Origin of the sequence: Streptomyces sp. RK9 (assembly GCF_045070545.1) — a bacterium.
In the GTDB taxonomy this organism is placed as follows: Bacteria; Actinomycetota; Actinomycetes; order Streptomycetales; family Streptomycetaceae; genus Streptomyces; species Streptomyces alboflavus.
The window spans coordinates 3,000,013-3,026,619 of record NZ_CP173704.1 but is presented as its reverse complement, the minus strand read 5'-3'; the positions used below and the strand labels follow the sequence as shown (position 1 = coordinate 3,026,619).

Annotated in this window: 19 protein-coding genes; 6 read left to right on the top strand and 13 right to left on the bottom strand. The window is 71.9% G+C overall.

What is annotated here, in order from left to right:
- Positions 1–72: 72 nt before the first annotated feature.
- Positions 73–933 (top strand): SAM-dependent methyltransferase, encoded by an 861-nt coding sequence (locus AB6L24_RS33680; RefSeq protein WP_405661695.1) that lies wholly within the window; start codon positions 73–75, stop codon positions 931–933.
- A 103-nt stretch (positions 934–1,036) separates the two neighbouring features.
- Here the strand turns inward: AB6L24_RS33680 and AB6L24_RS33675 are convergent, their stop codons facing one another.
- From AB6L24_RS33675 to AB6L24_RS33645, 7 genes are all read right to left on the bottom strand, one after another.
- Complete coding sequence (locus AB6L24_RS33675; RefSeq protein ID WP_405661693.1) at positions 1,037–1,609, bottom strand: hypothetical protein; 573 nt, start codon at positions 1,607–1,609, stop codon at positions 1,037–1,039.
- Between the two features lie 35 nt (positions 1,610–1,644).
- Entirely contained in the window at positions 1,645–3,576 is a 1,932-nt protein-coding gene (gene ftsH, locus AB6L24_RS33670) for an ATP-dependent zinc metalloprotease FtsH (protein WP_405661690.1), read from the bottom strand.
- A 189-nt stretch (positions 3,577–3,765) separates the two neighbouring features.
- A complete protein-coding gene (ffh, locus tag AB6L24_RS33665) occupies positions 3,766–5,331 on the bottom strand; it encodes a signal recognition particle protein (protein WP_405661688.1) in 1,566 nt (521 codons plus the stop codon).
- Positions 5,332–5,550: 219 nt separating this feature from the next.
- A complete protein-coding gene (locus AB6L24_RS33660) occupies positions 5,551–8,121 on the bottom strand; it encodes a [protein-PII] uridylyltransferase (RefSeq protein WP_405663514.1) in 2,571 nt (856 codons plus the stop codon).
- A 66-nt stretch (positions 8,122–8,187) separates the two neighbouring features.
- Positions 8,188–8,526, bottom strand: a complete 339-nt coding sequence (locus tag AB6L24_RS33655) for a P-II family nitrogen regulator (protein ID WP_030361971.1) — start codon at positions 8,524–8,526, stop codon at positions 8,188–8,190.
- Positions 8,523–9,887 (bottom strand): ammonium transporter, encoded by a 1,365-nt coding sequence (locus tag AB6L24_RS33650; protein WP_405661686.1) that lies wholly within the window; start codon positions 9,885–9,887, stop codon positions 8,523–8,525. The genes AB6L24_RS33655 and AB6L24_RS33650 overlap by 4 nt, the downstream gene beginning before the upstream one ends.
- A gap of 408 nt (positions 9,888–10,295) precedes the next feature.
- Positions 10,296–11,774, bottom strand: coding sequence for a hypothetical protein (locus AB6L24_RS33645; RefSeq protein ID WP_405661684.1), 1,479 nt, complete (start codon positions 11,772–11,774; stop codon positions 10,296–10,298).
- Positions 11,775–12,441: 667 nt separating this feature from the next.
- On the opposite strand from AB6L24_RS33645, the gene AB6L24_RS33640 reads away from it, so the two are divergent.
- Positions 12,442–13,119 carry a bifunctional DNA primase/polymerase gene (locus tag AB6L24_RS33640; RefSeq protein ID WP_405663512.1) on the top strand — a complete coding sequence of 226 codons (678 nt, stop codon included), beginning with the start codon at positions 12,442–12,444 and terminating at the stop codon, positions 13,117–13,119.
- A 198-nt stretch (positions 13,120–13,317) separates the two neighbouring features.
- Here the strand turns inward: AB6L24_RS33640 and ftsY are convergent, their stop codons facing one another.
- Positions 13,318–14,538, bottom strand: coding sequence for a signal recognition particle-docking protein FtsY (gene ftsY, locus AB6L24_RS33635; protein ID WP_405661681.1), 1,221 nt, complete (start codon positions 14,536–14,538; stop codon positions 13,318–13,320).
- Between the two features lie 215 nt (positions 14,539–14,753).
- On the opposite strand from ftsY, the gene AB6L24_RS33630 reads away from it, so the two are divergent.
- Positions 14,754–16,220, top strand: coding sequence for a purine-cytosine permease family protein (locus tag AB6L24_RS33630; RefSeq protein ID WP_405661679.1), 1,467 nt, complete (start codon positions 14,754–14,756; stop codon positions 16,218–16,220).
- Positions 16,221–16,337: 117 nt separating this feature from the next.
- Positions 16,338–17,315 carry an LLM class flavin-dependent oxidoreductase gene (locus AB6L24_RS33625; protein WP_405661677.1) on the top strand — a complete coding sequence of 326 codons (978 nt, stop codon included), beginning with the start codon at positions 16,338–16,340 and terminating at the stop codon, positions 17,313–17,315.
- 54 nt (positions 17,316–17,369) lie between these two features.
- On the opposite strand, the gene AB6L24_RS33620 is transcribed toward AB6L24_RS33625, so the two are convergent.
- The 4 genes from AB6L24_RS33620 to AB6L24_RS33605 form a co-directional block, all read right to left on the bottom strand.
- A complete protein-coding gene (locus tag AB6L24_RS33620; RefSeq protein ID WP_405661675.1) occupies positions 17,370–18,797 on the bottom strand; it encodes a sugar porter family MFS transporter in 1,428 nt (475 codons plus the stop codon).
- A 231-nt stretch (positions 18,798–19,028) separates the two neighbouring features.
- A complete protein-coding gene (locus AB6L24_RS33615; protein ID WP_405661673.1) occupies positions 19,029–22,763 on the bottom strand; it encodes an AAA family ATPase in 3,735 nt (1,244 codons plus the stop codon).
- A 325-nt stretch (positions 22,764–23,088) separates the two neighbouring features.
- Complete coding sequence (locus AB6L24_RS33610) at positions 23,089–23,292, bottom strand: hypothetical protein (protein WP_030361962.1); 204 nt, start codon at positions 23,290–23,292, stop codon at positions 23,089–23,091.
- A gap of 394 nt (positions 23,293–23,686) precedes the next feature.
- Complete coding sequence (locus tag AB6L24_RS33605; RefSeq protein WP_030361961.1) at positions 23,687–23,968, bottom strand: acylphosphatase; 282 nt, start codon at positions 23,966–23,968, stop codon at positions 23,687–23,689.
- Between the two features lie 161 nt (positions 23,969–24,129).
- Between AB6L24_RS33605 and AB6L24_RS33600 the strand changes: the two genes are divergently transcribed.
- The gene (locus AB6L24_RS33600; RefSeq protein WP_405661670.1) at positions 24,130–25,368 is read left to right on the top strand and encodes a CAP domain-containing protein; all 1,239 of its coding nucleotides are present in this window, start codon (positions 24,130–24,132) and stop codon (positions 25,366–25,368) included.
- A 72-nt stretch (positions 25,369–25,440) separates the two neighbouring features.
- Here AB6L24_RS33600 and AB6L24_RS33595 read toward each other — a convergent pair whose 3' ends face one another.
- A complete protein-coding gene (locus tag AB6L24_RS33595; RefSeq protein ID WP_405661667.1) occupies positions 25,441–26,031 on the bottom strand; it encodes a flavodoxin family protein in 591 nt (196 codons plus the stop codon).
- A 133-nt stretch (positions 26,032–26,164) separates the two neighbouring features.
- Here AB6L24_RS33595 and AB6L24_RS33590 point away from each other — a divergent pair, with 133 nt between their 5' ends.
- The gene (locus tag AB6L24_RS33590; RefSeq protein WP_405661665.1) at positions 26,165–26,572 is read left to right on the top strand and encodes a winged helix-turn-helix transcriptional regulator; all 408 of its coding nucleotides are present in this window, start codon (positions 26,165–26,167) and stop codon (positions 26,570–26,572) included.
- Positions 26,573–26,607: the final 35 nt, after the last annotated feature.

The following is a 26,607-nucleotide window of genomic DNA, read 5'->3' as shown; positions in this document are numbered from 1 at the left end:
CGGACGAACCGTAGAAATCGGCACGACAACTCTCGTCGGCACGACAACTCTCGGCGGATTGGGGCGCTTTCGATGACACCTACGCTCGTGCACTCCCACCGCCCGCGCGCGGGTGCGACCCCACGTGCGGACCGGTGCGCACGCGCGCGTGACTGGGCGGAGATCCAGGAGAGGATGCTGGTCCCGCTCTATGAAGCGGTGTACGAACGACTGGAAGTGGGCCGCGGCACGCGCCTTCTCGGCCTGGGCTGCGGGTCCGGGCTCGCCCTGCTGATGGCGGCCGCCCGGGGCGCGGCGGTGACCGGCGTGGAGCCGTCGGCGCGCGAGCGCCTGGCGCTCGCGCGCGAACGCCTCGCGCCGGACACGTCCGCGGGCGCACCCCCACGGGCCGGAACCCGCCTGGTGGAGGGCTCCCCCGAGGACGTCGCGGCCCCGGACGTCCCGCCGTACACCCTGGTGACCGCGTTCCAGCCGATCGGGTGCGTGGCCGGCGACTCCGAGGGCCTGTCGGCGCTCCTGGAGTCCGCCTCCCCGCTCGCCGGGCGGGGCACCCCCGTGGTCCTCGCGGGCTGGGGTCCTCCGGAGCGCTGCACCACGTCCTCCGTGCTCCGGGTGGCCACGAAGCTCGCCGACCCGCTGCGCAGCGCGCACAGCTGGCGCCCGGCCTGCCGGGACGACCTGGAGGAGGTGGCACACCGCGCGGGCCTCAAGCCGGACGGCTCGGGCCGGGTGGCCTGCCCCTTCGGCTACGCGGACATGGACAGCGCCGTCCGCGGCCTGCTGTCCACGGGGCTGTTCGACGCGGCGGTCGGCGCGACGGACGAGGTGCAGGTCGACAAGGAGCTGACCGAGGCACTGCATCCGCATCAGCGCCGCGACGGCACGGTGTGGATGCCGAACGTATTCCGCTACCTGATCGCACGCACGCCTTGACGGCCACTGTTTCGTACGCACGGCCGAGCACGCACTACAGGAGGCGGGGCGCCGAAAATCGCCCTCTCCGTAGACCCCGCCCACCACACGGCACCGACGCGTCTCATTCCGTGAGCGCCGCCTGCCATACCCAGGACGTCCGGCGCTCACGCCCGTCCAGGTCGCCGCGCCCCGTGCACCAGAGCAGGACGGCGGCGGGGTCGCCGTCCGGGGCGTCGGGGAAGAGCCGGGCAAGGACGCGCTCGCACAACGGCCCCGGCGGCGGCCACTCCACCGCGAGTCCCTGGGTGATGTCGTGCGTGTGCAGCAGGATCTCGGCGGTCCCCATCGCCGCGAAGCCCGTGGCGTCGCACGGCCCCCAGTGCCAGGCGCGGGCACCGGCCGGGGAGGCGTCGAGCGCGGTGGCGAGGAGCCCCGCCGCGGCGGTGACGACGCGCAGGACGTCGGCAGTGGCGGCGGACGGGCGGACGGTCAGGTCGAACGGCAGGTACGCGGCGTCAGGGCGGGCGGTCAGCTGCCCCGCGTAGGCCAGCAGGTCGTGCGCGATGTGGACCGCCGTGGTCCGGCAGCTCCACTCCAGGGAGCCCGCGGGGACGGACTCCCAGTCGCGGTCGGTGTGCGGGCCGAGCACCCGCAGCAGTTCGGCGCCGGCTTCCCTGACGTCGCTGCTGTCCATGGCGGCACGTTAGCCAGACCGATTTCGCGTGCGCCTCAGGTTTCCTTGGTCAGCCGCGTGATACCGGCCACCCTGTAGGCGTCGGCCTCCTCCAGGGTCTCGTTCTCCAGGAGGGACGCGGCCAGGGCGTCCAGTTGGTCGCGGTGGTCGCGGAGTTGGCGGCAGGCGCTCTCGTAGCACTCGTCGACGATGCGGCGCATCTCGCCGTCGATGGTGTCGAGGGTCTCCGGGGCGGCGGCAAGGCCGTAGGCCTGCTGGGCGTCGTTCGGGAGGGCCGAGAGACGGCCCACGCGCTCGCTCATGCCCCAGCGGGCGACCATGCCGCGGGCGATGTTGGTGACCTGCTCCAGGTCGTTCTCGGCGCCGGTCGTGATGACTCCGTAGACGACGTGTTCGGCCGCCATGCCACCGAGAGCGCCGATGATGCGGCCGCGCAGATACTCCTCCGTGTACGCGTACTTGTCGGCGTCCGGCGTGGACAGGGTGACGCCGAGGGCGCGTCCGCGCGGCACGATGGTGATCTTGCGGACGGGGTCGGCGCCGGGCTGGAGCATCCCGAGCAGGGCGTGTCCGCTCTCGTGGTACGCGGTGCGGCGGCGCTCCTCGTCGGGCATCACCAGAGGCCGCTCGGCGCCCAGTTGCACCTTCTCCAGGGCTTCGGAGAGGTCGGACTGCGTGACCAGCTCCTGCCCCCGCTTCACGGCGAGCAGGGCCGCCTCGTTCGCGAGGTTGGCCAGGTCCGCGCCCGTCATGCCGGGGGTCGTGCGGGCGATCTGGGCCAGGTCCACGTCATCGGCCAGGGGGATCGCCCGGGTGTGGATGCCGAGGATGGCCTCGCGGCCGCCGCGGTCGGGCGGGGACACGTTGACGACGCGGTCGAAGCGGCCGGGGCGGGTCAGGGCCGGGTCGAGGATGTCGGCGCGGTTGGTGGCGGCGATGACGATGACGCCCTCGGAGCCGGAGAAACCATCCATCTCGGTGAGGATCTGGTTGAGCGTCTGCTCGCGCTCGTCGTGCCCGCCCATGCCGCTGCCGCCGCCTCGGGCCCGCCCGATGGTGTCGATCTCGTCGATGAAGATGATGGCGGGGGCGACCTTGCGGGCCTCGGCGAAGAGCTCGCGTACGCGCGAGGCCCCCACGCCCACGATCATCTCGATGAACTCCGAGGCCGAGGCCGAGAAGAACGGCACCCCGGCTTCACCGGCGACGGCCCGCGCCAGCAGGGTCTTGCCGGTCCCGGGCGGCCCGGCGAGCAGCACACCGCCGGGCATCCGCGCGCCCATCTTCCGGTAGGCGTCGGGATTCTTCAGGAAGTCGACGACGTCGTTCAGCTCGCCCTCGACCTCGTCGATGCCCGCGACGTCCTCGAACGTGGTCCGCTTCTTGCCGGGCTCCAGCTCGACGGGCTTCGGCGGCTGCTTGCGCCCGAGCATCCCGCCCGCGCCGCCCATCCCGGACGCCATCCGCCGCGCGATGAAGATCCACAGCACCACGAGCAGCAGCATCGGGGCGAGCGAGATCAGCAGGTTGGACAGGAAGCTGCGCTCCTGCACCACCGGCTCCGCGGTGACCGTGACCTTGTTCTTCGTCAGGTCGCCCCACAGCTCGTCGTCCGCGAACTCGGGCCGCTGCGTCGTGAACTTGGTGTACTTGTCACCTCCGTCCGGATCCTTCTGCTCCTTCTTCAGCTGCCCCTGGATCGCGTCGCCCTTGGAGTAGATCTTCGAGACGTTCCCGGAGTCGACCTGCTTGCTGAACTCCGTGTACGAGATCGTCGGCTCGTCGCCGTCGCCGAAGAAGGACAGCACGAGGTTGGCGATGAGGTAGACGACCAGGGCCGTGAGGATGAGGCCGCCCCAGCCGCCCGGCAGCTTCCGCTTCGGCGGCGGCGTGGGCGCGGGCTCCGGAGCACCCTCGGAGCGCCACGGCTGCTCGGGCTTCTGACGCGGCGGCACGGGGTTGCTCATATGCGGACGCTACGACACAAAATCCCCACCGGCACCCGCTCCGCGCCCGCCAGGGGACCCGCGCGGACGCCCGCCCCTGCACCGCCCGACACCCGCCCCGGCACCGCCCGACACCCGCCCCCGGACACGCCAGGGGCGCCCCACCACACGATGGGGCGCCCCTGGACGACGTACCGAAAAGGGCCGCGCTCAGCCCATGAACTTCTTGAACTCGTCCGGCAGCTCGAAGTCCTTGCCGCCCTGGCCCCCGGCCGGGAGCCCGAAGGCGCCACTCGCGGCGGCCTCCTCGGCGGCGGCACGCCGGGCGGCCGCCTCGTCCTCCTGCTGCTTGCGCTTCATCGGGTTGCCGGAGCGCTGCTTGCCCTTGGCCTGCTTCTGCTTCTTCTTCTGCTTGCCGGGACCGCCGCCCATGCCCGGCATCCCGGGCATCCCCGGCATGCCGCCGCCCTGCGCCATGCGGGACATCATCTTGCGGGCCTCGAAGAACCGCTCGACCAGGTTCTTCACGGCGCTGACCTCGACACCGGAACCCTTGGCGATACGGGCACGGCGCGAGCCGTTGATGATCGTCGGCTCCTGCCGCTCCCCGGGGGTCATCGACTTGATGATGGCCGCGGTGCGGTCGACGTCGCGCTCGTCGAGGTTGTTGATCTGGTCCTTGATCTGCCCCATGCCCGGCAGCATCCCGAGCAGCTTGCTGATGCTGCCCATCTTCCTGACCTGCTCCATCTGGGCCAGGAAGTCGTCGAGCGTGAAGTCCTTGCCGCCCTTGCTGCTCGCCAGCTTGGAGGCCATCTTCTCGGCCTCTTGCTGCGAGAAGGTCTGCTCGGCCTTCTCGATGAGCGTGAGCATGTCGCCCATGCCGAGGATGCGGGACGCCATCCGGTCCGGGTGGAACGCGTCGAAGTCGTCCAGCTTCTCGCCGTTGGAGGCGAACATGATCTGGCGGCCGGTGACGTGCGCGATGGAGAGCGCGGCACCGCCGCGGGCGTCGCCGTCGAGCTTCGAGAGCACGACGCCGTCGAAGCCGACGCCGTCCCGGAAGGCCTCCGCCGTGTTCACGGCGTCCTGACCGATCATCGCGTCGACGACGAACAGGATCTCGTCGGGGCTGACGGCGTCGCGGATGTCCGCGGCCTGCTGCATCAGCTCCTGGTCGATGCCGAGGCGGCCGGCGGTGTCGACGACGACCACGTCGTACTGCTTCGTGCGCGCGTACTCGATCGAGTCCTTGGCGACCTGGACCGGATCGCCGACGCCGTTGCCCGGCTGCGGGGCGTAGACCCCGACGCCCGCGCGCTCGGCGACGACCGACAGCTGGTTCACGGCGTTCGGGCGCTGGAGGTCGCAGGCCACGAGCAGCGGGGAGTGGCCCTGGGCCTTCAGCCAGCGGCCGAGCTTTCCGGCCAGCGTGGTCTTACCGGCGCCCTGGAGGCCCGCGAGCATGATGACCGTCGGCGGCTGCTTGGCGAAGCGCAGGCGCCGGGTCTCGCCGCCGAGGATGCCGATGAGCTCGTCATTGACGATTTTGATGAACTGTTGCGACGGATTGAGCGCCTTGGAGACCTCGGCCCCCAGCGCCCTCTCCTTCACGCTCTTGATGAAGGACCGGACCACCGGCAGCGCGACATCCGCTTCAAGGAGCGCGATACGGATCTCGCGCGCCGTGGCGTCGATGTCCGCCTCGGAGAGGCGGCCCTTGCCCCGGAGGGATTTGAAGGTAGTCGCCAAACGGTCGGAGAGAGTATCGAACACGGCGCTCGTTGGTCCTCGGAGTCGGGGGCAGGCTGGGTCGCCCTCCAGGGTATCTGGCCCATCGCAGCAATCACCCCCGGCTGCGATGAGTAGCCGGGGGCGATACCCCCGCAGCGGCGGGGATCACGCGTTGACGATCTTGATGACGTGCTGCGCAGGTGGATCACCCCCGCGTCAACGGGGACCACACGGTCCCCCAACGACGCGTACAGCCGGGAGTCACCCCCGCAAAGCCTCCTCCACCCCCCGAGCCACCCCCGCCGCCCGCTCCCCCGCCAGCGGCGCCCCGTCCGCCCCCGTCACATAGAACGCGTCCACCGCGTTCGCCCCCAGCGTCGACACATGCGCGGAGCGCACCCGCACCTCCGCCGCCTCCAGGGCCCGCCCGATCCGGTGCAGCAGCCCCGGAGCGTCCTGGGCCCGGACCTCGATCACCGTGGCCCGGCGCGACCCCGCCGACGCGACGGTGACCCGGGGCGGCGGCGCCACCGTGCCCCGGCGACGCGGATACGCGGCGTCGCGCTCGGCGAGCCTGGCCGCGATGTCCAGGGACCCGTCGAGCGCCCGCACCAGGTCGGCCCGCAGCCGCGCGGCCTGGGGCAGCGAGCCGTACTCGGCCGCCACCCGCCACTGGAGCATCAGCACCGAGCCGGGCATCTCCTCGGGCAGCCCGACCGCCCGCAGCTCCGCCGTGCGCACGGTCAGCCGGTGCATGGCGAGCACCCCGGCGACGGCGGGCAGCACCCCGCCCTGCTCGGGCACGGCGACCAGCAGCTCCACGCCCAGCGGCTCGGCCTGCTCCCCGGCGGGACCCCCAGAATCCCCAGAATCCCCAGAACCCGCAGAGCCCCCAGAGCCCCCAGAGCCCCTGAAACCCCCAGCACCCCCGGAACCCACGTCCCCCAAGGCGCCCCCGCCAGCTTCCGCCCGCAGCGCCACCACCGGCGCCCCCGTCCGCACCGCCTCCACCGCGAGCCGTTCCTCCTCCGCCGAGGCCGGCACGGCATCGCCGGCCGCGTACGGGTCCTCGACCTCGTCCCCGGCGAGCACCGCGGCGACCCGCTTCACCAGGTCCGCGACCAGCGAGCCCCGCCACGACGACCACGCCGCGGGCCCGGTGGCGAGCGCGTCCGCCTCCGTGAGGGCGTGCAGCAGCTCCAGGGTGCCGGGCGAGCCGACGGCCTCGGCGACGGAGCGCACGGTCGCGGGGTCGTCGAGGTCGCGCCGGGTCGCGGTCTCGACGAGGAGGAGGTGGTGGCGTACGAGACAGGCGAGTACGGCGACGTCGGCGCGGTCGAAGCCGATCCGGGCGGCGACGTCGCGGGCGATGATCTCCCCGGCGACGGAGTGGTCGCCGGGCCAGCCCTTGCCGATGTCGTGCAGCAGGGCGGCGACGAGCAGCAGGTCGGGCCGTCCGACGCGGCGGGTGAGGTCGGCGGCGCGGACGGCGGTCTCGACGAGGTGCCGGTCGACGGTCCAGGTGTGCACGGCGTTGCGCTGGGGGCGGCACCAGACCCGCTCCCAGTCGGGCAGCAGCCGGGTGATCAGGCCCTCGGCCTCCAGGGCCTCCCAGACCTGGACGGTCGGCCGTCCGGCGCCGAGCAGCGTCACCAGCTGCTCGCGGGCCTCGGCGGGCCACGGGGTCGGCAGCGGCTTGGCGGCGGCCGCGATCCGGCGCACGGCGTGCAGGGACAGGGGCAGCCCCGCCTGCGCGGCGGCCGCGGCGGCGCGCAGCGGAAGGACGGGGTCCCGCTCGGGCCGGGCGGCGCGCGCGAGCACGACCTCGCCGTCCTGCTCCACGACGCCCTCGGCCAGCGGCGACCGCTCGGCGACGGCCGCCTTCTGGCCGCCGAGCAGCCCGCGCAGCCGTGGCCTGGTCTTCCGGGACCGCAGCACGCGGCCGACCTCGCGCCAGGTCACGTCGCCGGCGTAGGCGACGGTGCGCGCTGCCTCGTACACCTGCCGCAGCAGGGTGTCGGCGTCGAGCAGGCCGAGTTCGGCGGCGACCTGGTCCTGTTCCTGGAGGGCGAGCCGGTCGGTGGCGCGGCCGGTCGTCAGGTGCAGGGCGTCGCGTACGTCGAGGAGGGTGCGGCGGGCCTCGGCGAGGCCCTCGCGGGGCGCGTCGGCGAGCCAGGAGGCGGCGACGGCCCGCAGCGCGGTGGCGTCGCGGAGTCCGCCGCGGGCCTCCTTCAGGTCGGGTTCGAGGAGGTGGCTCAGCTCGCCGTGGCGCGCGGCCCGCTCCGCGCACAGCTCGCGCAGCTCGGGCAGTCGTTGGGGCGCCTGGTTGCGCCAGTCGGCGAGGACGGCGCTGCGCGTCCCGGTGGTGAGCCCCAGGTCACCGGCGATGTGGCGGGCGTCGAGCAGGCCGAGGTGGACCTTCAGGTCGTCGGCGGCGGTCTTGCGGGCCTCGGCCGGGGTGCGCACGGAGTGGTCGAGGGCGAGGCCGAGGTCCCAGACGGGGTACCAGATGCGGTCGGCGAGGGCGGCGACGGCGCCCGGGTCGGCGCCGCCGTCGTGGAGGAGCAGCAGGTCGAGGTCGCTGCGGGGCGACAGTTCGCCGCGGCCGTAGCCGCCGACGGCGACCAGGGCGACGCCTCGGAGCGCGCCGGGTCCGGCGTCGGCGGTGCCCGCGGCGAAGAGCCCGTTCAGCCAGCCGTCCGTCAGCTCGGCGAGGGCGGAACGGCGCGGCGGCCCGGACCGCGCCTCCTCTTGGAGGAGGCGCAGCCGGGCCGCCGCGTAGCCGCTGGGTCCGGAGTCTTGCGAGTCTGCTGATTCCTTCGGTACTTCCACGCTCGTCACCCAGCGGCTCCTGTTCTCTGTGGGACTACCGCGCGCACGCCGCCCGCGGCGCGCGCGTCACAGCGCGTCGGGCCCGCGCTCGCCGGTCCGCACCCGGACCGCCGTGTCGACGGGGACGCTCCACACCTTGCCGTCGCCGATCTTGCCGGTGCGGGCCGCCTTGACGACGACTTCGACGAGCTGTTCGGCGTCCTCGTCCTCGACGAGGACCTCGATGCGGATCTTCGGTACGAGGTCGACGGTGTACTCGGCGCCGCGGTAGACCTCGGTGTGGCCGCGCTGCCGTCCGTAGCCGCTGGCCTCGGTGACGGTCAGGCCCTGGACCCCGAAGGCCTGCAGGGCCTCCTTGATCTCGTCGAGGCGGTGCGGCTTGACGACCGCGGTGATGAGCTTCATGCGTCCACCTTCTTGTTCTTCTGGGCCGCGGACTGCGCGGCCCCCTGGACCGGGCCCGGCACGGCGGTCGTGCGGGGCGCGGAGCCGCCGCCCGCGCCGCTGAAGTCGTACGCGGTCTCGGCGTGCTGGACCTGGTCGATGCCGCCGACCTCCTCGTCCTCGTCGACCCGCATGCCGATCGTCTTGTCGATGAGGAAGGCGAGGACGGCGGAGGCGACGAGGGAGTAGCCGAGGACGGCGCCGACACCGGCGGCCTGCTTGCCGAGCTGTTCGAGGCCACCACCGTAGAAGAGGCCCTTGGCCGTGGACTGGCCGCCGCCGGTGGCGAAGAGGCCGACGAGGAGCGATCCCGCGATGCCGCCGACCAGGTGGACGCCGACGACGTCGAGGGAGTCGTCGTAGCCGAACTTGAACTTCAGGCCGACCGCGAGGGCGCACAGCAGACCGGCGATCGCGCCGATGGCGATGGCGCCGAGCGGCGAGCAGGAGCCGCCGGAGGGGGTGATGGCGACGAGTCCCGCGACCGCGCCGGAGGCGGCGCCGAGGGTGGTGAACGCGCCGTGGCGGATCTTCTCGTAGGCGAGCCAGGCGAGCATGGCGGCGGCCGTGGCGATCTGTGTGTTGATGAACATCAGCGCGCCGACGCCGTCGTCGTTGCCGAGCCAGGACCCGGCGTTGAACCCGAACCACCCGAACCAGAGGAGTCCGGCGCCGAGCATCACCAGGGGCAGGCTGTGCGGGCGCATCGGGTCCTTCTTGAAGCCGACGCGCTTGCCGATGACGAGGATCACGCCGAGGGCGGCGGCTCCGGCGTTGATGTGCACGGCCGTGCCGCCGGCGAAGTCGATGACGCCCAGCTCGAAGGCCCAGCCGCCGGTGCCCCACACCCAGTGCGCGACCGGGAAGTACACGATCGTCGCCCACAGGGCCACGAACAGCGCCCACGCGGTGAACTTCACGCGGTCCGCGAGCGCGCCGCTGATCAGGGCGGGCGTGATGACGGCGAACATCAACTGGAACACGGCGAAGACGTAGACCGGGATGGTGTACCCGTCCCACAGTTCGTTGAGGCCGATCCCGCCGAGGCCCACGTAGTCGCCGTTCCAGCCGACGAGGCTGCCGTGGTCGGTGCCGAAGGCGACGGAGAAGCCGTAGAGCACCCACAGGACGGTGACGATCCCGAGGCTGATGAAGCTCATCATCAGCATGTTCAGGGTGCTCTTGACGCGGACCATGCCTCCGTAGAAGAAGGCGAGCCCCGGCGTCATGAGCATCACCAGGGCGGAGCAGATCAACATGAACCCGGTGTTGGCGGCAGACAGCTGCGGGGCGTCTGCGGCAAGCGTGATGCCTGGGGGCATCGGCGTCTCCTCGTCGTCGGATACGGCCCGTGCGGGCTTCACCCTCTGCGGTGCGAGGACGGTGGGCCGGTTATGCCGCATGAGGTTGGCGCAGCGCGGTTTCGGTCAGTGCCGCTCGATGTTTCGCCGCAGTGACGAAGAGGTCGTGCGTGTTACGCGTGGATGAACCGCGCGTGGTCGGCGGTCCCGAGGACATACCCTCCCGAATCCCCAGCCATGAATTGAGCAACCCCAACGGCGCCCAGCCCCCTCCGCGAGAGCGGCGCCGGCTTAGGCGCAAAAGCAGCCCGGCCGCGGCGGCCATCCGAATGACCTGGCATGGGGGAGCCTAGTCGGGCTGTCGGGATGGGCCGGCCGCGGCCGGAGTGTGCGGGGCGCGCCGGTCAGGCGGCCCGGTGCGCGGGCGTGTCAGACCGCCTCCGCGGATTCCGGCATGTCGACGGCGAGCTGGTCGGTGAGCCGGACCACGTCCGCCACGTCCCCGAAGTCGCGCAGGGCGTTGTCGACGGTCTTGCGCAGTCGGGTGTTGACCCGCTCGGAGCGCACCTTCTTGGCGATGGCCAGGGCCTCGCCCGCGAGCACCGTGCTCTGCTCGGGCTCCTTCTGGAGCAGGTGCACGGTGGCCATGCCGATCAGGTTCAGTGCGTACGACCGCTGGTGCTCGGGGTCGCTGCCGAAGAGCTCGACGGCGCGCGCCATGACGGGCTCGGCCAGGGAGGCGTACGTGGGGCTGCGGCCGGCCACGTAGGCCAGGTCGCGGAAGGAGTGGGCGTTCTCGCCGTTCAGCTCGGCCTCGGAGAAGAAGCGGATCCAGTCGGGCTCGGGCTCGTCCCAGTCGTCCGCGTCGGCGAAGGTGTCCTCGGCCATCCGGACCGCCCGTTTGCAGCGGCCGGGCTGACCCATTCCGGCGTAGGCGCGGGCCTCCATCGCATACAGCATCGACTGGGTGCGCGGGCTCGCGCAGTCGCGGCTGCCGTACTGCGCGAGGTGGATCAGTTCGAGGGCGTCGTCGGGCCGGCCGAGGTGGATCATCTGACGGCTCATGCTGGAGAGGATGTACGACCCGAGGGACTTCTCGCCGGCTTCCTTGGCGGCGTGCAGGGCGAGCACGAAGTACTTCTGGGCGGTGGGCTGGAGCCCTACGTCGTAGCTCATCCAGCCCGCCAGTTCGGCCAGTTCGCCGGCGACCTTGAACAGGCGCTTGGCGGTGTCCTCGGGCTGGGGCTCCTGGAGCAGGTCGGTCACCTCGTGCAGCTGACCGACGACGGCTTTTCGGCGCAGGCCGCCGCCGCACTGGGCGTCCCACTGGCGGAACATCACCGTGGTGGACTCCAGGAGGTCCAGCTCGGGGCGGGAGAGGCGGCCGGGGCGGCGCGGGGTGAGCTGCTGCGGCTCGGGGGCGACGACCGGGGCGGAGGGGCCGGGCACGAGCCAGCGCTGCATGGGCTCGATGAGGGCGGGGCCCGCGGACAGGGCGAGCGAGGTGCCGAGGAAGCCGCGCCGCGCCAGCATCAGGTCGCTGCGGCTGAACTCGCTGATCAGGGCGACGGTCTGGGGGCCGGTCCAGGGCAGGTCGATGCCGGACACGGACGGGGCCTTGTGGGCGGCGCGCAGGCCGAGGTCCTCGACGGCGACGACGCAGCCGAAGCGCTCGGAGAACAGCTCGGAGAGGATGCGCGGGATGGGCTCGCGGGGGTTCTCGCCGTCGAGCCAGCGGCGCACGCGCGAGGTGTCCGTGGAGATGTGGTGCGCGCCCAACTGGCGTGCTCTGCGGTTCACTTGGCGGGCCAGCTCGCCCTTCGACCAGCCGCTGCGCACGAACCAGGAGCCGAGCATCTCGTTGGGGCGCTTCTCAGCGTTCGCACCGCTACCGCCATTGCCGCCCACTGGAACGCCCCCATCCCTCAAGCCACTTGTCCGAGGTCCACGTCAAGCCCTAACAGAATGCCGCGTGTTGCGGCGGTCCGTCCGGAGAATGTCACCCTTCGAACGGGAAACCGACTTGCCTCCGGCATACCCACGAGTGCGCAAGTCCCCGAGTCATGTACCGAAAGTAATCCTACGATCACCGCTCCGGCGAGGGCGAACGCGGAAACGCCACCATTCGCCACCCCTTCGAATGAACTACCTGCCCGCCGCACACGATTCACTTGACACCAGACAACCGCGACCAACCAAAAGTGGGCGGAGCGGAGCACGCAGGGGCGCGGGCCACGGAGTGCACCACCGGTAATGCCTCCGAGCGCGGGCACCACCTGACGGCGGAACGCGGCGAAAGTCGGCGAGAGTCGGCTTGAGACGTGCACAACGCGTCCAGACGCGGCGGGTCACGGTCGGGATCCGTCACGCGGCGACCGCGCACACGTAACCACCGCACACGCGACCCGTTGGAGGGGGCATGGGCTTCACGATCGGCGGCATCCGGGGGACCAAAGAGCCCCGGTCCGGTGTCCGGGGAACGAAGGACGTCCGGGGGACCAAGCGGACAGGCGCGCCCGACGAGACGGGTGCGAACGGCGCGACGGGCGCGACAGAGGCGGGCGCGGAGGCGCGGGTGCCGCGCGCGGCCAAGGAGGCGCGCGCCGCCAAAGAGGCGAAGGAGCCGCGCTCCGGGTCCCGTCGGCGCTGCCGCTCGGCCGCCGAGGAGTGCACGGCCGTCGCCGAGTACACGGGCCTGTGGGGCTGGGCCGTGGTGCCCGGCGCACGCGCCCAGGACGGCCGGTGCTCCTGCGGTCGTGCCGACTGCGCCGCCCCCGGCGCCCACCCGCTGGACTTCGCCCCGGAGATCGCCGCCGGCGCCACCCTCGACGAGGTGACCGAGGCCTGGTCGCAGGTCCCGGGCGCGTCGGTGATGCTGCCCGTGGGCCGCGCGTTCGACGTGATCGAGGTGGCCGAGGCCGCGGGGCGCCGCGCCCTGGTGCGCCTGGAGCGGATGGGTCTGCCGCTCGGCCCGGTGACGGCCACCCCGGACGGCCGCACGCACTTCTTCGTGGCCCCCGGCGCCGCCGCCGAACTGCCGCAGCTGCTCTACCGCATGGGCTGGGACGACACCGGCCTCGACCTGCACGGCCTGGGCCCCGGCGCGCACATCACCGCCCCGCCGTCCGACCGCGCGGGCCTCGGCCCGGTCCGCTGGCTGCGCTCCCCCGACCCCGAGTCCGTCACGGGCCCGCCGCACGCCCGGCTCCTCCTCGGCACGCTGGCGTACGTCGCCCATCGGTCACCCGCGTGACGCGCGCCCCGCGCGGGGACCACATGACGAAGTGCCCCGCTCCCGGCTGCACCCGGGAGTGGGGCACTTCTTCGCTTCTCCGCTGATCTCCGCCGATCCCCGCTGATCTCCGCTGATCTCCGCTGACGGAGCAGGCCACGCACGGGCGAGGCGCACACGAGCGGGCGGCCGTGCGTAAGCACACCACGACGCCCCGGCTCAGTCCCCGATCAGCGCGTCGACGAACGCCTCGGGCTCGAACGGCGCCAGGTCGTCCGCGCCCTCACCGAGGCCGATGAGCTTCACCGGCACGCCCAGCTCGCGCTGGACCGCGACCACGATGCCGCCCTTGGCGGTGCCGTCGAGCTTGGTGAGGACGATGCCGGTGATGTCGACCACCTCGGCGAAGACGCGGGCCTGCACCAGGCCGTTCTGACCGGTGGTGGCGTCGAGGACGAGCAGCACCTCGTCCAGGGGCGCGTGCTTCTCGACGACGCGCTTGACCTTGCCCAGCTCGTCCATGAGGCCGGTCTTGGTGTGCAGCCGGCCCGCGGTGTCGATGAGGACGACGTCGGCGCCCTCGGCGATGCCCTCCTTGACGGCGTCGAAGGCGATCGACGCCGGGTCGCCGCCCTCGGGTCCGCGGACCGTGCGGGCGCCGACGCGCTCGCCCCAGGTCTGGAGCTGGTCGGCGGCGGCGGCGCGGAAGGTGTCGGCGGCGCCGAGGACGACCGAGCGGCCGTCGGCGACCAGGACGCGGGCGAGCTTGCCGGTGGTGGTGGTCTTGCCGGTGCCGTTGACGCCGACGACCATCACGATGGCCGGGGTCTCCAGGCCCGAATCGGTCTTCACGGTGCGGTCGAAGTCCGTGCCGACCAGCGTGAGGAGTTCCTCACGGAGCAGGGCGCGCAGGTCCTCGGGGGTGCGCGTGCCGAGCACACGGACGCGCTCGCGCAGCCGCTCGACGAGCTCCTGGGTGGGGGCGACGCCGACGTCGGCGGTCAGGAGGGTGTCCTCGATCTCCTCCCAGGTGTCCTCGTCCAGGTGCTCGCGCGAGAGAAGCGTGAGCAGGCCCTTGCCGAGTGCGTTCTGGGAGCGCGAGAGGCGCGTGCGCAGGCGCACGAGGCGGCCCGCGGTGGGCTCGGGGGTCTCGATCTCGGGAGCCGGCGGGGCCGCGGGCTCCTCGGTCGTGACGGGTGCGGACGCCGAGGGTTCGGCGACCGGCAGGTCCACCTCCTCGATCGTGCGGCGCGCTTCGTCGCGCGGCGTCTCGGCCTCGTCGCCGACGTGCGGTTCGGCCGGAGGGGCGGTGATGGTGGGCGTCGCGGAGGGGGCCTTCGCCTCGGGCAGCTGCTTCTTCTTGCGGCTGCCGACGACGAGCCCGCCGATCGCACCGACCACGACCACGGCGATGACTACAGCAAGGATGACGATTTCCATAACTCACCCAGTATCAGTCATGGGCCCTTCGGGCAGGCTCCTTGTGTTTTCCTCCAAAGGACATACGCCACTAGCCGCCATCACTCGGACTAAAGTACGATGGAAGAGGCTGCGTCAACGCGCGTAGAGTCCCATCTGCTGATTCACCCAGCTCACCCCCACCGGCCGGCGACGACGTCGACGCAAGCCGAGCGAGAGGCACGGAACCACCCCTCATGAGCACCACCGCCGAAACGGCCGAACACGAAGGCGCCCTGGAGACCCGAGGCCTTGAGCCCGTCCCGGACTCCGAGCGGCACGGCAGGACCCGCGAGCTGTTCCCCACCTGGGTCGCCGCCAACATCAGCGTTCTGCTCCTGACGATGGGCGCCGGCCTGATCGTCTCGAACAAGCTGAACTTCTGGCAGGTCCTGGTCGTCGCCCTCGTCTCCCCCGTACTGAGCTACGGCCTGGTGGGCCTCGTCTCCATCGCGGGCAAGCGCGGCGGCTCCCCGGGCATGACGCTCTCGCGCGCGGTCTTCGGCCAGCGCGGCAACCTCTTCCCCGGCTCGCTGATCTGGGTCGCCCGCTGGGGCTGGGAGACGATCAACGCGGTCACGGGTGCGTACGCGATCCTCACCGTGCTCGACATCTGCTTCGGGGTGAAGGCGAACACCGCCCTGAAGGTCGTGACGCTGCTCCTCTTCGTCGCCGCGACCTTCCTCATCTCGGGCCTCGGCCGCAAGGTGCTGCACGTCTGCAGCCAGTGGTCGACGTACCTCTTCGGCGCGTTCAGCGTCCTGGTCCTGATCTATCTCCTGACGGACACCGACTGGTCGAACGTCTTCGACAAGCCCGCCGGCTCCACCGCGATGATGATCGCGGGCATCGGCACCATCGCCGCGGGCGGCATCAGCTGGGTGCCCACGGGGCCGGACTTCACCCGCTACCTGCCGCGCAACGCCCCGAACAAGCCGCTGGTCGGCCACGCCGTCGGCGGCGCCGCCATCGTCGTGGTCCCCATGGTCCTGATGGGCGCCGTCATGGCCGTCTCCACGCCGAGCCTGTCCTCGGCGAACGACCCGGTCGCCTTCCTCGGCGACCTGCTGCCGACCTGGATCGCCGTGCCGTACCTGATCATGGCCCTGATCGGCATGCTGCTGATCAACTCGATGTCGATGTACTCCGCGGGCTTCACCGCCATGACGCTCGGCATCAAGGTCCCGCGCGCCTGGGCGGTCAGCGTGAACGCGATCATCAGCCTGATCTTCGGCTACCTCCTGATGAACGTCGCCACCAGCTTCATGGGCTCCTTCATCTCCTTCCTGACCCTGCTCGCGGTCGCGTTCTCCGCCTGGATCGGCGTCTTCGGCGTCGACATGTTCCGCAGGAAGACCTACGACGGCGAAGCGCTGATGGACACCAAGCGCACCAGTGCGTACTGGTACAAGGCGGGCTTCGCCTGGCAGGCCATGGCGGCCTGGGCCCTCGCGCTCGTCGTGGGCCTGCTCTTCACCAAGGTCGACTGGTTCAGCGGCCCGCTCGCCACCTCCTGGATCGGGCGCAACGGCCTCGGCTGGCTCGTCACGATCGTGGTCGCGGGTGCGATGTACGCCCTCCTCCCGCGCCGGCCGCTGCCCGAGACGGCGACGGCCGAGCCCGCTCCCGCCGCCGAGGCCAAGCCCGCCACGGCCAAGGCGTAGCCGCCACCGACCCCGGCCCGCCCCTGGCCATCTGACGAAGCGTCAGCTAACGTCCCCCTTCGCCGCACCCGGCCCGCTGCCCGCGGCTCGCCGTCCCGGTGAAGGGGGACGTTCCGCATGCCCGTCACAGTCGTACGTGTCAACCTCGTCGATCCCGCGGCCACTCCCGACACCCTCAGCGCCCGCTACCGCGCCGCCCTGGAGATGGCCGCGTACGCCGACGACCGCGGCGTGTCCACGATCCAGACCGAGGAGCACCACGGCGTCGCCAACAACTGGCTGCCCTCGCCGTTCGCCTTCGCGGGCGCGGTGTTCGGGGCCACGCGGCGCATCGCGGTGACCGTCTCGGCGATCATCGGGCCGCTGCACGATCCGCTGCGCCTGGCCGAGGACATCGCCGTGCTCGACCTGCTGAGCGGCGGCCGTCTCGTCACGGTCGCGGGGATCGGCTACCGGCCCGAGGAGTACGCGGCGTTCGGCGTCGAGTGGACCCGGCGCGGCAAGCTCCAGGACGAACTGCTCGAGACCCTGCTCAAGGCCTGGACCGGCGAGGAGTTCAGCCACCGCGGCCGCACCGTGCGCGTCACCCCGCGCCCGTACACCCGGCCGCACCCGATGCTCCTGGTCGGCGGATCGTCCCGGGCGGCGGCCCGTCGCGCCGCCCGGTTCGGCCTGCCGTTCTTCCCCAGCGCCCATCTGCCGGAGCTCCAGGCGTACTACGACGGCAAGCGCGCCGAGTACGGCACCGAGGGCTGGACGATGATGCCCGCGCCCGAGACCCCGCTGCTGCACCTCAGCGAGGACCCCGACCGCACCTGGGCCGCGTACGGCGAGCACTTCCTGCACGAGGCCCGCACCTATGCCTCCTGGCAGTCCGACGACATCCGCTCGGCGGTGCGCTCGGCGGCGACGACGGTCGACGAACTGCGTGCCGAGGGCGTGTACCGGATCCTCACGCCCGACGCGTGCGTGGCGCTCGCGGGGTCGGGGGCGAACCTCGTCCTGCATCCGCTCGCCGGCGGGATGCCGGTGGACGAGGGGTGGCGGAGCCTGCATCTGTTCGGCGAGAACGTACTGCCCCGGCTCAAGGACTGACCTTGCGGTCCTCGGGCCGGGGCAGCTTCCTCAAGAGGAGCGGGGCAGCGGGGTTTAGCCCATCTCCTCCAGGGTCTTGCCCTTCGTCTCCTTGACGAACTTGGCGACGAAGGGGATCGAGAGCGCGGCGAACGCGCCGTAGATGATGTACGAGCCGGTCAGGCTCCACTCCGACATGCTCGGGAAGGTCTTGGTGATCGCGAAGTTGGCGAGCCACTGCGCGGAGGCGGCCACGCCGAGCGCGGCGGCGCGGATCTTGTTCGGGAAGATCTCGCCGAGCAGCACCCAGACCACCACGCCCCAGGAGAGCGCGAAGAAGAGCACGAAGGCGTTGGCGGCGATGATCGCGGTCAGGCCCTGGCCCTGCGGCAGCGAGACGTCGTCACCGGAGCCGGTCCGGTAGGAGAACGCCCAGGCCATGGTGAACAGGGCGACGGCCATGCCGGCGGAGCCGATGAGGGCGAGCGGCTTGCGGCCGATCCGGTCGACGAAGATCATCGCGATGACCGTGCCGACGATGTTCACGATCGACGTCTCGAAGGAGTACAGGAACGAGCTGCTCGGGTCGTGGCCGATCGACTGCCAGAGCTGGTTCGAGTAGTAGAAGATCACGTTGATGCCGACGAGCTGCTGGAAGACCGACAGGAAGATGCCGATCCAGACGATCGGCAGGAAGCCGAACTTGCCGCCGAGCAGGTCCTTGAACGTCGACTTGTGCTCGCGGTGCATGGCCAGCTCGATCTCCGCGGCGCGCGCCTCGACATCGACGGAGGTGCCCTCGACCTCGGCGAGCACCTTCTTGGCCTCGGCCTGACGGCCGACGGAGAGCAGGAAGCGCGGGGACTCGGGGATCACGAAGGACAGCAGGCCGTAGAGGACGGCCGGGACGACCATGACGCCGAGCATCCACTGCCAGGCCTCGAGGCCGGCCAGCTTGCCGCGCTGGTCGCCGTCCGCCATGTTCAGGATGCCCCAGTTGACGAGCTGGGAGACGGCGATGCCGACCACGATCGCGGCCTGCTGGAAGGAGGCGAGGCGGCCGCGGTAGGCGGGCGGCGCGACCTCGGCGATGTAGGCCGGGCCGATCACGGAGGCCATGCCGATGCCGATGCCGCCGATGAAGCGCCACACGGTGAGGTCCCACGCGGCGAACGGCAGCGCGGAGCCGACGGCACTGGCCGCGAAGAGGACCGAGGCGATCTGCATGCAGCGGATGCGGCCGATGCGGTCGGCGATGCGGCCCGCGACAGCGGCACCGACGGCACAGCCGAGCAGCGCGGTGGCGATGATCCAGCCCAGCATGTCCGCGTTGACGTCGAACCGGTCCTGGATCGCGACGGTCGCGCCGTTGATCACGGAACTGTCGTAGCCGAAGAGGAACCCGCCCATCGCGGCGGCTGCCGTGATGAAGATGACATGGCCGAGATGGTCCGGATGGGCCTCCCTGGCCCCGGGCTGCGGCGGCTGCGCTGTGCTGGTCACGTGTACTCCTCGGGCCACCGGCTGCGTTGCCGGGGGTGGGGGTGAGAGCCCTTCAAGTGGCGCACAACTTCACGCCGCCCACCACCTGAAGGTAAAAGCAACGTTGCAGAGACTATTCCTTCAAGTTGCGAAGTCAATAGTTCGCTAACTGTGAATCTGAGCCACACGAGACGACACCCCGCGTTCAAGCTCTGAACACGGGGTGGGCCGCTGGAGTGAACCGGGCGAGGGCTAGCGCAGCCGCTGGCTGATCACCTTCGAGACGCCGTCGCCCTGCATGGACACGCCGTACAGCGCGTCCGCGACCTCCATCGTCCGCTTCTGGTGCGTGATCACGATGAGCTGCGAGGCCTCCTGCAGCTCCTGCATGATCCGGATGAGCCGCTGCAGGTTGGTGTCGTCGAGCGCCGCCTCGACCTCGTCCATCACGTAGAACGGGCTGGGCCGCGCCTTGAAGATCGACACGAGCAGCGCCACGGCGGTCAGGGACCGCTCGCCGCCGGAGAGCAGCGAGAGCCGCTTGACCTTCTTGCCGGGCGGCCTGGCCTCGACGTCGACACCGGTGGTGAGCATGTTGTCGGGATCGGTCAGGATCAGCCGCCCCTCACCGCCCGGGAACAGCCTGCTGAAGACCCCCTCGAACTCCCGGGCCGTGTCCCGGTAGGCCTCGGTGAAGACCTGCTCGACGCGCTCGTCGACCTCCTTGACCACCTGGAGGAGGTCGGCCCGGGTCTTCTTGAGGTCCTCCAGCTGCTCGCTGAGGAACTTGTGGCGTTCCTCCAGGGCCGCGAACTCCTCCAGGGCCAGCGGGTTGACCTTCCCGAGCTGCTGGTACGCCCGTTCGGCTGACCTGAGGCGCTTCTCCTGCTCGGCGCGGACGTAGGGCACCGGCCTGTTGCGCGGGTGCTCGGGGTCCTCGGGCAGTTCCTCGCCCTCGGCGGCGGGCGAGGGCGGCACGAGCTGGTCGGGCCCGTACTCGGAGACGAGCCCCGCGGGTTCCACACCGAGTTCCTCCAGCGCCTTGGTCTCCAGCTGCTCGATCCGCAGCCGCTTCTCCGCGCCGAGTACCTCGCCCCGGTGGACTGAATCCGTCAACTTGTCCAGCTCGTCCTTCAGCTCGCGCCCCTGGTTCCGCTCGGCGACCAGGTCCCGCTCCCGCACCTCCTTGGCGCGCTCGGCGGCGGCCCGCTCCTGCTCGGCGCGGACCAGGGAGACCTCGACGTGGGCGAGCAGCTGGCGGGCGCCGGAGGCGACGGACTCGGCGACGGCGGCCTCGTGGCGCAGCCGTGCCCTGCGCTGCTCGGCACGCGCGCGTGCCTCGCGTTCGGCGCGGGCGGCGCGGTCGAGTCCTTCGGCGCGCCCGGCGAGGCCCTTGACCCGCTCCTCGTGCGTGCGCACCTGGAGCCGGGCCTCCATCTCCGTCTGGCGTGCGTTGGCGCCGTCGGCGGCGAGCCGGTCGCGCACGGCGGTGTCGGGCTCCTCGTCGGCCGGCGCCTCCTCGGCGACGGCGAGCCGCTCGGCCAGCTCCTCGACCTCCGCCGCGGCCCGCTCCAGTGCCTCCTGGGCCTTGGCGGCCGCGGCGGCCGACCGCTCCGCCTCCCCGGCGGCGCCGCGCGCCTGCCCGGCGAGGGATCCGAGGCGCTGGGCGACGGCCGACTTCTCCCGGTCGGCGGCGCGCCGCCGCTCCCCCAGCTCCTCGACCAGCGCGGCACACTCCGCGCGCGACTCCCCCGCCCGCTGCTGCGCCCCGGCCAACTCCTCGCACCGCACGTCGAGGTCGGCGAGCTCGGCCGCCGCCTCGTCGACGGACGCCTGCACCTCCAGGAGGCTCGGCGCACCCGCGGACCCGCCCTGCGCGAAGTGCGCCCCGAGCAGATCCCCCTCGGCGGTGACGGCCGTCAGCTCCGGGTGCGCGTAGACCAGGTCCTCGGCGTCCTCCAGCGTCCCGACCACGACGACGTCCCGCAGCAGCCGCCGCACGGCGGGCATCAACTCGGCGGGGCCGCGGACGAGTTCGGCGGCGTACGGAGGGCCGTCGCCCCGCGTTTCCGGCGGTACGACACCGGGGATCTCGTCGGCTCGACCGGCACCCACACCGGTCTCGGCCTCGCCCCTCTCCGTCAAGCCACCGGAAGCGGCGCCCGCCGCCTCGCCGTCCCCCCGGCCGACGGCACCGTCATGTCGCCCGCCCGCGCCGCCGCCGACCGGGCGCCCGGCGCTGCTCCCGGCGCCCCGGCTGACGTCAGGCGCCCCCGCCAGCAACAGCGCGGCCCGCCCCCCGTCCTGCTTGCGCAGCAGGCGGATCGCTTCTGCAGCCGATGCGGGCGTCGACACGGCGATGGCGTCGGCGGCCGCGCCGAACGCGGCCGCCACCGGCACCTCGAAGCCCGGTGCCACGCTGAGGAGTTCGGCGGCGGGGCCGAGCAGCCCGGTGAGCCGGTCGCGGGCGGCGAGCAGCGCGCCCGAGCCGTCCTTGCGGCGCAGGCCGAGGGCGAGGGCGTCGTGCCGGGCGGCGACGGCGGCCCGCTTCCGCTCGGCCGCGGTGACCGCCTCGCGGGCCGCGCCCGCCTCGGCCTCGGCGGCGGCGAGGGCGCGGCGGGCCTCCTCGTGCCGCTCCCCCAGCTCGGCGTCGCCCGCGTCCAGGCCGTCGACCTCCGCCTTGAGCTGTTCGTACTCCTCCTGTGCGGTGACCGCCCGCTCCCGTGCCTCGTCGCGGGCGAGCGCGAGCCGGTCGATCTCGGCCTGCGCGGACGCCGCCCGCGACCGGGCCGCGTTGACCTGGCCGCCGAGCCGCGCGAGCCCTTCGCGCCGATCGGCGATGGCCCGCGCCACGTCCTTCAGGCGCCGCTCCTCGGCGGCGAGGTCGCGCTCCAGCTCCGCGCGGTGGGTGACGGTGTCGTCGAGGGCGTACTGCGCGGCTTCGAGGGCCGCTTCGAGCTCCGCCTCCTGTTCGCGGATGCGGGCGGCCTCGCGCTCCATGTCCTCGGGCTCGCGTCCGCGCCGCTCCTCGGCGGGCGCCGAGCGGGCGCTCTTGATCCGGGCGTCGGCGAGCGAGATCGTCCCGCGCACCCGCTCGGCCAGCTGCGACAGTTCGTACCAGGTCTGCTGGGCCCGCTGCAGGCGCGGGCTGAGCCGCCGCACCTCGTCCTCAAGGACCGCCTCGCGCTGGAGGGCCGTCTTCAGCTCGGCCTCGGCGGCGTCCTTGCGGGCCTTGAGCGCGGCCTCGTCGGCGACCTCGGCGTTCAGGGCCTGCCGCATGCCCACGAGGTCGTCGGCGAGCAGCCGCAGGCGGGCGTCGCGCAGGTCGGCCTGGATGACGGCGGCGCGCCGGGCGACGGCGGCCTGGCGTCCCAGGGGCTTGAGCTGGCGCCGCAGCTCGTCGGTGAGGTCCTGCACGCGCGCGAGGTTGGCCTGCATCGCGTCCAGCTTCCGCAGCGCCTTCTCCTTGCGCTTGCGGTGCTTGAGGACGCCTGCGGCCTCCTCGATGAAGGCGCGGCGGCCCATGGGGTCTGCGTGCAGGACGGAGTCGAGCTGGCCCTGGCCGACGATGACGTGCATCTCGCGGCCGATGCCGGAGTCGGAGAGCAGTTCCTGGATGTCGAGCAGGCGGCAGGTGTCACCGTTGATCTGGTATTCGCTGCCGCCGTTGCGGAACATGATCCGCGTGATGGTGACCTCGGCGTACTCGATCGGCAGGGCGCCGTCGGAGTTGTCGATCGTGAGGGACACCTCGGCGCGGCCGAGCGGGGGCCTGCCGGTCGTCCCGGCGAAGATGACGTCCTCCATCTTGCCGCCGCGCAGCGATTTGGCGCCCTGTTCGCCCATGACCCAGCTCAGCGCGTCCACGACGTTGGACTTGCCGGATCCGTTCGGTCCGACGACGCAGGTGATGCCCGGTTCGAATTTCAGCGTCGTCGCCGACGCGAAGGACTTGAAACCGCGCAGTGTCATGGCCTTGAGGTGCACGCCGCGTGACTCTACCTTTCTCCGTGAGTTCACCGAGGAACGTGCGAGCAGTTTCACGGCGGAAGGTGCAGGGCACATCAGGTGTAAGGCCCCACGGGGGCACGGCGACGGGCAGGGCCCGGGCAGCAGGAGCGGCAAAGCCCGGGGACGGGAGCCACAAAGAAAGAAGGGACGCCGAAGCGTCCCTTGCAGATCTCTCGGATCTATCGCGGATCTCCAGGATCTATTCGATCAAGCAGATCTCTACTTGTTCAGCGGCTTATGACGGGCGGCCCGACCACGCGTGGCAGGAAAGTCCGTTGCCGTGTGCTCGAAGTGGCGTGGGTCAGGTGAGCGCAGGCTCCGCCTGGGGTACGTCGATGCTCTCCAGGAGCGCGTCGTGAGAAGCGGCAGCCGCCAGCGTGTCGTTCTCCGCCTGGATCCTGACGAGCTCGGATTCCAGGTCCTGGACGCGCTGCTGAAGCCGTCGCATCTCGGCGAGGAGTCGCGGGTCGCTGCCGCCGACGTAACCGAGAAGCGCCTTTGCCATGATGAGTGGTCCTCCACACTGAGTGACCGACCGAATCGGTGTGGGTCGTGAGGGAATCGCACCCGCGGTGCCTGGCACTCTTCTGTTCTTGCTGGGTGTTACTTGGCCGTTCTCACATGCCAAACAGCTAGGGTGCGCGGGGCTTCCAGAGTCTCACCAAAAAGTTTGACGGTCAACACGATCACGCCCCGTATTGACGGGCAACCCGGGGGCGCGCGGCCGTGGAACTACGGCGCTGCCTCTGCGGCGGGGCCCTGGGGGCGTCGAGATCATCCTTACCCGCGGAGCCTGCCACGGCAAGCCCTTCTTGGCAATCACCAGGTCTTTCCTGCCTCAGGCAGGTGCCACGGCCACACCCGCCGGGGCACGCCGGAGCGCGTCGGCCGGACCCGCGTCAGCGAATGGCGAACGACTCGTAGCCGCCCCGCGGCGTGTCCCAGATCTCAGTCACACCGTCGACGCGGCCGGGAGTGTCGCCCGCGCGGAGCCAGTCGAGGAGCCGTTGGCAACGCTCGCGTGAACCTTCGGCGACCACTTGCACACGGCCGTCGTCGAGATTGAGAGCAAAACCACTCACGGCTCCGATCTCGAGCGCCTTGGCCCGCGTGAACCAGCGGAAACCCACTCCCTGTACACGGCCGCGCACCCAGGCGGTGAGCCGGACTTCTTCGTTCATAAGGTGCACGCTAACCGGCCAATTGCCCAGGGAGCACTTCGCCCCCTTGCGCCATCGCGTACAGTCGCGACTCGACGAGCCTCACCCGTATGGGTGAGTCACGTCGACGGTCAGAACGACGCCCCGGGCAAGCGCCGGGCGTCAGGACGAAAGGCCAGGAGATGGGACGCCACCGACGCTCCGCCGCCGGCCGCGCCGCCACCGGCCGCGCCGATCATTCCCCCTCTTCCGATCACTCCGAACTTCCCGATCATTCCGCCGGATCCGCCGACCTCACGGGTTCCGACGTTTCGGGCACCGCCGGTGCGGGCTCTTATGAGAACTCTTCCGGCGCGTACGGCTTTTACCGGGGGCACGCGGAATACGACGGATACGCGGGACGCGGGGGAAACGGCGGATTCGACACGTCCTCCTCCGACGCCTATCTCTTCGGCACCTCGACCGCCGAGACGGCCGCGAGCGCCCTGCCCGGCGGCGAGGGCCGTCGGCGCGGCCCCTCTCAGCACCGGCGCAGGCGCCGCGCCTCCGCGCCCGTGCGCACCGGACTGCTCGGCGTCTCCGCGGCGGTCGCGATGGGCGCCGTAGCGGTCGCCTCCGGCCTGGTGCCCGGCGGTGACACCTATTCGCTGGGCGGTGGCGACACCCCCGGCGCGGTCAGGACCGCGGGCTCCCCCTCCGGAATCGACCCCCAGGGCGGCGCCGACGGCACCGCCGAGGGCAACCGCAGCACCCCGGGCCCCGCCTCCGACACCCCGGCCCCGTCGGAGTCGAGCGCCGAGCCGTCGCAGAAGCCGTCCGGCAAGCCCTCGACCACCCCGTCCAAGCCGCAGCACGACGCCGGCGGCAAGGCCGACGGGGGTGACAAGGCCGGGAAGGGCGAGAAGGGCAAGGGGCCCGACAAGGACCGCAAGGACCCGGGCAGGGGCGCCGGCGCGGACAAACCGGACCGGACACCCGCACCGAGCCGTACGACGCCCCAGAAGCCCGCCGCCCCGCCCGCGCCCGCGAAGCCGTCGGCCGACGAGACCGCGGCCGAGGCCGAGGTGCTCGCCCTGGTCAACCAGGAGCGGGCCAACGTGGGCTGCCGGCCGGTGACCGCCGACCCCGGGCTCGCCACGCTGGCCGGGAACTTCAGCGCCGACATGGCCGAGCGGGACTTCTTCGCGCACACCGACCCGGACGGCGCGACCCCGTGGGACCGCGCCGAGAAGGCCGGCATCCAGGACCTGGGGGGCGAGAACATCGCCCGGGGCCAGGCCAACGCCCAGTCCGTCATGGACGCCTGGATGAACAGCCCCGGCCACCGCGCCAACATCCTCAACTGCGACTACAAGACCCTGGGCGTCGGCGCGCACTTCGCGCCGGGCGGCCCGTGGTGGACGCAGGACTTCGGCTTCTGAGCCACGGCTCCGCCGCGCTCGGACCGCTGAGCGCGCCCGGCGCCCTCGAAAGACCGGGTGCCCCGGGCAGCGTCAGGCCGCCACGGCCGCGCGGCCCGCGAGGACGATCCGCGCGGTCTCGGTGACGCGACGGCCGAGGTGCTCGGCCGTGGCGATGTCCGCCTTGTGCACGGCCTCCGGGCCCTCGTCGGAGTTGGTCTGGGCGGCGGCGCCGGAGAAGAAGCCGAGGCGGTTGAGGTCGTTCTCGGAGCCCTCGGTGGAGTTCCAGCCGGGGAGCAGGCCGAGGCTCACCCAGTGCATGCCCTGCTGGGCGGCGAGCGTCTGGAAGTACTGCAGGGTGTGCAGCTTGTCGCCGCTCTTGGACGCGGAGTTGGTGAAGCCCGCGGCGATCTTGTCCTGCCAGGCACGGGTGAACCAGCGCTTCGACGAGGCCTCCGCGAAGACGTGGAAGGCGCCCGATGCGGTGCCCATGTAGGTGGGCGAGCCGAAGACGATGGCGTCCGCCGCGTCCAGGAGCTCCCAGTCGGCCTCGGTGATCTCGTCGACCTTGATCAGGTGCGTGTTCGCACCGGCGTCCTCGGCACCGGCGCGGACGGCCTCCGCGACGACGGCGGTGTGCCCGAATCCGGAGTGGTAGGCGATGGCGACAACGGGGCTGGTCATGGCGGAGTACTCCTCGATGGGGACGGGGGTGGGGAGGCGGCGGCCCGTGGACCGGCCGACAAACGAAAGGAAAGCACTAACTTTTGGTTAGCGCAACCTCATGGTTAGCGCTGCGGGAGAGTACGCTGTCGGTATGGACCCCCTCGTACGCCCCGAGAGCGCCTCCGACGCGGACCTTGCCTACAACGTGTTCGCCCGCGCCTGCCCGTCGCGGACCACGCTGGAGCACGTCACGGGCCGCTGGGGCGCGCTCACGCTGGGCGCGCTGCACGACGGGACGTTCCGGTTCAACGAGCTGCGCCGCCGGGTCGACGGCGTGAGCGAGAAGATGCTGTCGCAGACGCTGCACGCGCTGGAGCGCGACGGTCTGGTGCACCGCGACGCGCAGCCGACGAACCCGCCGCGCGTGGACTACCGCCTCACCCCGCTGGGCGAGCAGATCGCCGAGCGCCTGCTGACCCTGATCCACTTCGTGGAGGGCAACCAGGACGACGTGCTGGCGGCCCAGCGGCGCTACGACGAGAGCCAGGCCGGGCGCTGAGCCGTCACGACTGTCTCAGCGGGCGCCGAGCCGTG